This window comes from Acidimicrobiia bacterium (assembly GCA_016650365.1).
Classification (GTDB): domain Bacteria; phylum Actinomycetota; class Acidimicrobiia; order Spongiisociales; family JAENVV01; genus JAENVV01.
Window position 1 is genome coordinate 1 of record JAENVV010000320.1, and the last position, 6,050, is coordinate 6,050.

Genomic DNA, 6,050 nt, shown 5'->3' on the forward strand with positions numbered 1-6,050 from the left:
CATCACTCTCGTCGCCCAGCGCGACCCGATCTGGCTTGCGAAAGAGGTCGCCTCTCTTGACATGATCTCCAACGGCCGTCTGCTGTTCGGCATCGGATACGGCTGGAATAAGGAAGAGATGGCCAACCATGGTGTGCGCTACACAGACCGCCGGGCGGTAGTCCGTGAAAAGGTCCTTGCCATGAAAGAATTGTGGACCAAGGACGAAGCGTCCTTCGCCGGCGATCATGTGACATTCTCATCGAGTTGGTCCTGGCCCAAACCAGTTACGAAGCCGCATCCACCGGTAATTCTCGGCTCGTCAGGAGGCCCGAAAACGTTCGCACACATCATCGAGTTCTGCGACGGGTGGATGCCGATCGCCAGCCGGACCCCGATCCTCGAACAGGTCGACTATCTCCGCCAAGCCTCCGAAGATGCCGGACGCGACCCAGCCACCATCGAGCTTGGTGTCTTTTCGGTTCGTCCCGAGCCCAAATACGTCGAACCCCTCGTCGAGGCCGGTTTCGCACGGGCACTTCTTGAACTGCCACAAGGCTCGCCGGCCGAAGTCGCCGAACGCCTCGATGAATTGGCCGAATTCACGAGCGACTACCGGTAGCCTGGCAGCCCCCATGGCCGCTTTCGACGGACTTCTCGACAGCCCCACCACCTCAATCGCGGTGGTGGGCGCCACCGACAATCCCTTCAAATTCGGAGGGAAGATCTACCGGGACTTGAAGCGAAAAGGGTTTCAGGTGTTTGCAGTCAACCTCACACGGGACACCGTTGACGGCGATCCGGCATATGCCACGCTGGCTGATCTTCCCGAAGCGCCCGACATCATCGACGTGGTTGTGCCTTCCGACGTCGGCATTGACATCGCCAGGCAGGCCAACGAGTTGGGCTACAAACGGATCTGGTATCAGCCGGGTAGCGAAAGCACCGCGATCGTCGACTACCTGGACACCCACGGGTTCGAATACCTGGCCGGGCCATGCATCATGGTCCACACGAGAACCGTGTCCGCCCCGTAACGGACGGGAACTACCAACCAGCGGTGAACGTTGAGGCAGTATGCGGGCACGGCTGATCAAATTTGGTCGCCACATCCTGATCGTCGCACTGGTGGTTGGAGCAGTGGGTTGGCTTCTAGCCTGGCTCGTCGACGTCCCCGATCGATGGCCCGATCACGGGCGGGCCGATCTGGCAGCCTTCTTGACGGCCGAGCAACTCGCCGAGGTTGATTGTTTGATTGCCGAAGTCTCCGCCGACCCCGGAATATTCCGCGTATCGGCTGATTTCGGGATCAGCTATCCGGACAAACTGATGATCGACAGTTGGCTACGCAACACGTGGATAGAGTCGCAGGAGGGCACCCAGCTCACCCTGCGTGCCGAACTGCAGCGCAGGGTCCAGATCGAGACTTCCTGTTCGTTTGACGAGTTGCTCCCCTAAGATCGCGCGGTGAGCTCAGACAACGATCGAATCGTTCTTGAGGACGACGCCGAGAGTCCCGCTACCAAAGTCGGGGCCCTGGTCGCGGCCGGAGCGGCCGTTATCGTCGCGTTAGTTCTCCTCGGTTCGGTCGGCTCACCGGTTGATGTACCGTCCGATGCACTTCCCGGAATCAACGCCCCAGCTCAGCGGCCCCTCGCCATCATGCCGGACCTCACGGACCATGACCTTATCGAGGTCGTCGATCGCCTTCGCGATGCCGGCCTTGACTCCACGATCGTCAGCCAGGCGCAATGGCTCGCCAACCCGGAGATTCCTGCCGGCCTGGTATCAGCCCAATCCCCGCCGCCCGGTACCGAAGTCTTCGACATCAACGAAGTCTCGCTCATCATGAGTGCCGGCGGGCCGACGATCAGCTGGGATGAGGTTCCCGTTGACTTGCAAGAACTCATCGCGACCCAATACACCCCGGATCGGTCAGAACCCGTGCTCGTCGTCGAAACCGGCTCTGGTCGAGCCTACAAAACCGATGCCCTACTTTTCGGGCCGTGTACCGCTGTCGAGCAAGCCAGAAACACGTTCTATGACCGTTCCTTCGACGGCTTGTGTCAAGCAGGTCCGCCGCAAACCATCGTCGGGTGGACGCCCAACGGCGGCATGTACGCCATCGAGGGCCTACCCCGCCAGGAGCACAAGAGCTCAGCGACGCTGCTCCAGGTCGAATCCCAATTCTGGGACATTCAATCGTTCGTGCGGAGCGTGCGTCAAGCGCCAACCGTGGCTGTGGAGGAAGACGGGATTCGGGTGTCCGGTGGGTATGACGAGTACTTCCTGTGGAATCCAGACGCGGCGAGCAACGATGAGCTAGCTGCGCTCATCGGACCGGTCGATATTCGGGGCAGTCTGGTGCTGAACCTTTCTCCTCCGATGAGATTTGCGCAGGGCGGCCGGGCAGAATCGGACTTCGGGGCGGCCAGTGTGCGTTTCGACAACGCCGATGTGATCGTGAGCGAGACCGGATCCTCGGTAACGATCAGCGCCGCCTATGTCGAAACGAGCCGGAGCACCGTATTGCTGCCAACCCGGTGGTCCACTATCGCGTCCTTTGACCGGAGGTGGCAGCATGCCCTGCCCGGGGGCTGGGCATCAGCCGAATTGTCCGAACCTGAATTGGTCGCCGCATCCACGTTTGCCATGAGTGGTGCGGGCGAACGGTGTGGGTATTACCCCGTCGACTCCCTCAGACAAGTCGGCCCAACTGATGCATTCGTGTCGGTATCACATGGCGAATCGACGGACTTCGGAGTCTGGCTTGTCCACTTCGACTTGGACGACGTGCCTCCAGTCTCAGCCCTCGATCCCGATCTGAACTGTCTCGCCGGGATAGACGTCGAAGTACGGACGAGTAGCCGGTTCTATGAAGGCGAGCCCCTCGACATCGTGATTGCATTCGGGCCCGACGCCGGCGAGGAGACCCGCCAGGAGGCGCTGGCGATCCTTGATACCCTCGAACCGGTTCCGACATACGACGGGCTGCGATAAACGGTAAACAAAGCCAAGCCATACAATTGGTCTGTGAGCCAACCCGACCAGCGAATCATCTATGGCGATCCACCCGAGCGACCCAAGGCACGTCTCTCGACGATAGTGGGATCCGTGTGTGCGACGGTGATCGCCATGGTGCTCCTCGGATCGATTGGTTCACCCGTTGAATCGGCGAGCGACATCACCAGTCCGCCCCCGCTGCCAATAGCCGTTATGCCTGACCTGAGCGGCCGCAGTCTCATTGCGGCCGGGAACCTGCTCCGCGAGGCCGGCCTCGATGCGACCATCCTTGACCGTGCCAGATGGATTGCTGACACCCGGGTCCCGGTCGGCGGAGTCTCAATCCAGACTCCCGCACCCGGGGCGAATATCTTCGATCCTGACGAAGTCTCTCTCGTCATGAGCTCCGGTGGCCCTGCCATTGGCTGGGACGATCTCCCCGTCGGTATTCAAAAGTTGGTCTACGAAACCGACTCGCTTGATCGGTCCGAGCCGGTTCTCGTCGTCGAAACCGGTTCGGGCCGAGCCTATAAGACCGACAATCTCTTGTTCGGTGGTTGCGCGGCGGTAGATCGTGTAAAGGACACGTTCTACGATCTCGAGTTCAATGACCTCTGTCCAACCTTGCCGGTAGAAACCGTCGTTGGATGGCTGGGAGACGGAGCGATGTTTGCGATTGATGGCCTACCCCGGCAAAACTACCTGGACATCGCCACCGCTATGACGCTTGGTCCCGCTCATCCCCTTGGTCGCCAGCTTTGGTCAACCTCTACTCGTCGCCAAGCACCAACGGTGGCTGTCGACGGGCAAAAGATCCGAGTGGCGGGCGGCTACCAACGTTTCTCGGTGAGCGTCCCACCAGATTCAGACCTGACACCAGAAGCAATCGCCGACTTGATCACCCCCATCGACATCCGCGGCAATCTGATAGTGAGTCTGGCTCCGCCATTGGCCTTCTACTCAAAACCCGGCATGGCCGGCTCGACGTTCGGGCCGGGAAGAGCGGCCCGACGTTACCGATTGATTCCCGGAGAGCCATTCGCAGCGCCCCCGACGGTCAACATCGTCTCCATGCCTGATGAAATCGACGTGACCGTTGACGATACGTACCTCGACCAGGTGGAGATCTTGGCAATACGCTCAACGACATGGACCGTCGCGTTGAGCGACGACTGGCAATACGCCTATCCCGCCGGATGGACACCCACAGACCAGGATGGGTCCGACCTGGTGTCAGGGCTCGTGTCGGTTGCCACGTTCTCAGTCCCCAACACCGACGATCAATGCGACGGGTATCCGGTTGGTCAACTTCGCCAGATCGGGGTAGACGACGCCTTTGTATCCGTCACGATTGCCCGATCCACGCCGAGCCGTACATGGTTGACCCACCTTGGCCCCGACGACGTGCCAGCCGTCTCCTCTTCCGTCACCAATGGGTGCCTCGAAGGAGTCGACGCCGAGGTGCGAGCGAGCAGTCGGTTCTACAACGGCGTGCCATTCGACATCGTCATAGGACTCGGGGTCGATGTCGACGACGAGGTACGCAACCAGGCCTTTTCGATCCTGGACAGTTTCGAACCCGCCCCGATCTACGAAGAGCCCTAGAAAGCCTCGTCCGGAAGAGTCATCAATCCGCCGTCCTCGGCCTCGGCTTCGGATCGCCGGGTGGCAATCCCCGGTAGAACATGCCGAACGAAGAACCGGGCACTAGCCACCTTGCCTTCGTAGAAGGCGACGTCATCTCCCGTCGCCGCCGGCAGCTTGGCGGCGGCGATTTCGGCATGACGCAACAACAGCCAGCCAATGACCACTTCAGAGAGTGACTCCAGTAGCCCGTCGAGGTGCAACCCGGCCTTGTAGATTTCGGTTGGCTCCTGCATCGATGCCATCAGGTGACCAACCAGCACTCCAATTTGGCCCTGAACATCATCGAGCGCCTTGCCGAGTAACTCGCGTTCTGTCGACAACACGTCCTCGTCGCCGCCGCCCTTCACGAATTCGACAATCTGAGCCGAGATACGAGTGAGCGTTGCTCCCTGGTCGCGGGCGATCTTTCGGAAGAACAGGTCCATCGCCTGAATACCAGTGGTGCCCTCATAGAGGGTATCGATCTTCGAGTCCCGGATGTACTGCTCTATCGGGTAGTCCGTGGTGAACCCCGAACCGCCGAAGACCTGAAGCGACATCGCCAGGAGTTCGTAGGCCTTCTCAGACGAATAACCCTTGACCATGGGTAACAGCAGGTCGTTAAGCGCGTCGAGATACTGATCATCCGGGTGAAGCATGATCTGGTCCTGAACCCAGGCGGTATACATGACCAGGGCTCGCAAGCCTTCCGCATAGGCCTTCTGAATCATGAGCATTCGCCGCACGTTCGGGTGCCGGATGATCGCAACCCGGGGAGCGGTCTTGTCGGTCGCCTGCGCCAGGTCGGGCCCCTGAACTCGCTGCTTGGCGTACTCCAGGGCGTTCAGATAACCGGTCGACAATGTAGCTGTGGATTTGGTACCGATGAGCATCCGGGCGTGCTCGATTACCCGGAACATCTGACGAATACCATCGTGTTTGGAACCGACCAACCAACCATAGGCCGGGGTATCGGCGCCGAAGCTCAACTCACAAGTCGTCGAACCCTTGATCCCCATTTTCTTCTCGATGTTCGTGGCGTAAACACCGTTGCGATCTCCGAGGGATCCGTCATCGTTGATGAGGAACTTCGGGACCATGAAGAGCGACAGGCCCTTCGTACCGGGTCCCGCTCCTTCGGGCCTGGCAAGGACCAAGTGAATGATGTTCTCGGCGTAATCAAATTCGCCGGATGTGATGAAGCGTTTTACGCCCTCGATGGCATACATGTCGCCGTCGACTTGTACGGCTTTGGTCGTCCCCGCCCCTACGTCGGAACCGGCGTCGGGTTCGGTCAGCACCATCGTGCCGCCCCAGTTTCGATCGAGCATGTAGTGAGCAATCTTCTGCTGCTCTTCAGTGCCTTCTTCGAACAAAACCCGGGCCATCAATTCGCCGATGGCGTAGAAGTAGGCGGTCGGTTGGGAGCCACACAACAGTTC

General features: G+C 59.9%; 6 protein-coding genes. 5 read left to right on the forward strand and 1 reads right to left on the reverse strand.

The annotated features are described in order from the left end of the window. The 5 genes from JJE47_17525 to JJE47_17545 all read left to right on the forward strand — a co-directional run. Positions 1-601, forward strand: a 601-nt coding sequence (locus JJE47_17525) for an LLM class flavin-dependent oxidoreductase (protein MBK5269226.1), incomplete at its 5' end; no start/stop codon positions are given. Positions 602-614: 13 nt separating this feature from the next. Further along, entirely contained in the window at positions 615-1,016 is a 402-nt protein-coding gene (locus JJE47_17530) for a CoA-binding protein (GenBank protein MBK5269227.1), read from the forward strand. A 40-nt stretch (positions 1,017-1,056) separates the two neighbouring features. Then, positions 1,057-1,437, forward strand: coding sequence for a hypothetical protein (locus JJE47_17535; GenBank protein ID MBK5269228.1), 381 nt, complete (start codon positions 1,057-1,059; stop codon positions 1,435-1,437). A gap of 9 nt (positions 1,438-1,446) precedes the next feature. Then, positions 1,447-2,979: a PASTA domain-containing protein gene (locus JJE47_17540; GenBank protein ID MBK5269229.1), complete on the forward strand. Its 1,533-nt coding sequence runs from the start codon at positions 1,447-1,449 to the stop codon at positions 2,977-2,979. A 33-nt stretch (positions 2,980-3,012) separates the two neighbouring features. After that, the gene (locus JJE47_17545; protein MBK5269230.1) at positions 3,013-4,587 is read left to right on the forward strand and encodes a PASTA domain-containing protein; all 1,575 of its coding nucleotides are present in this window, start codon (positions 3,013-3,015) and stop codon (positions 4,585-4,587) included. On the opposite strand, the gene JJE47_17550 is transcribed toward JJE47_17545, so the two are convergent. After that, positions 4,584-6,050 (reverse strand): acyl-CoA dehydrogenase (locus JJE47_17550; protein ID MBK5269231.1); only part of this gene is annotated, 1,467 nt, incomplete at its 5' end. The genes JJE47_17545 and JJE47_17550 overlap by 4 nt on opposite strands.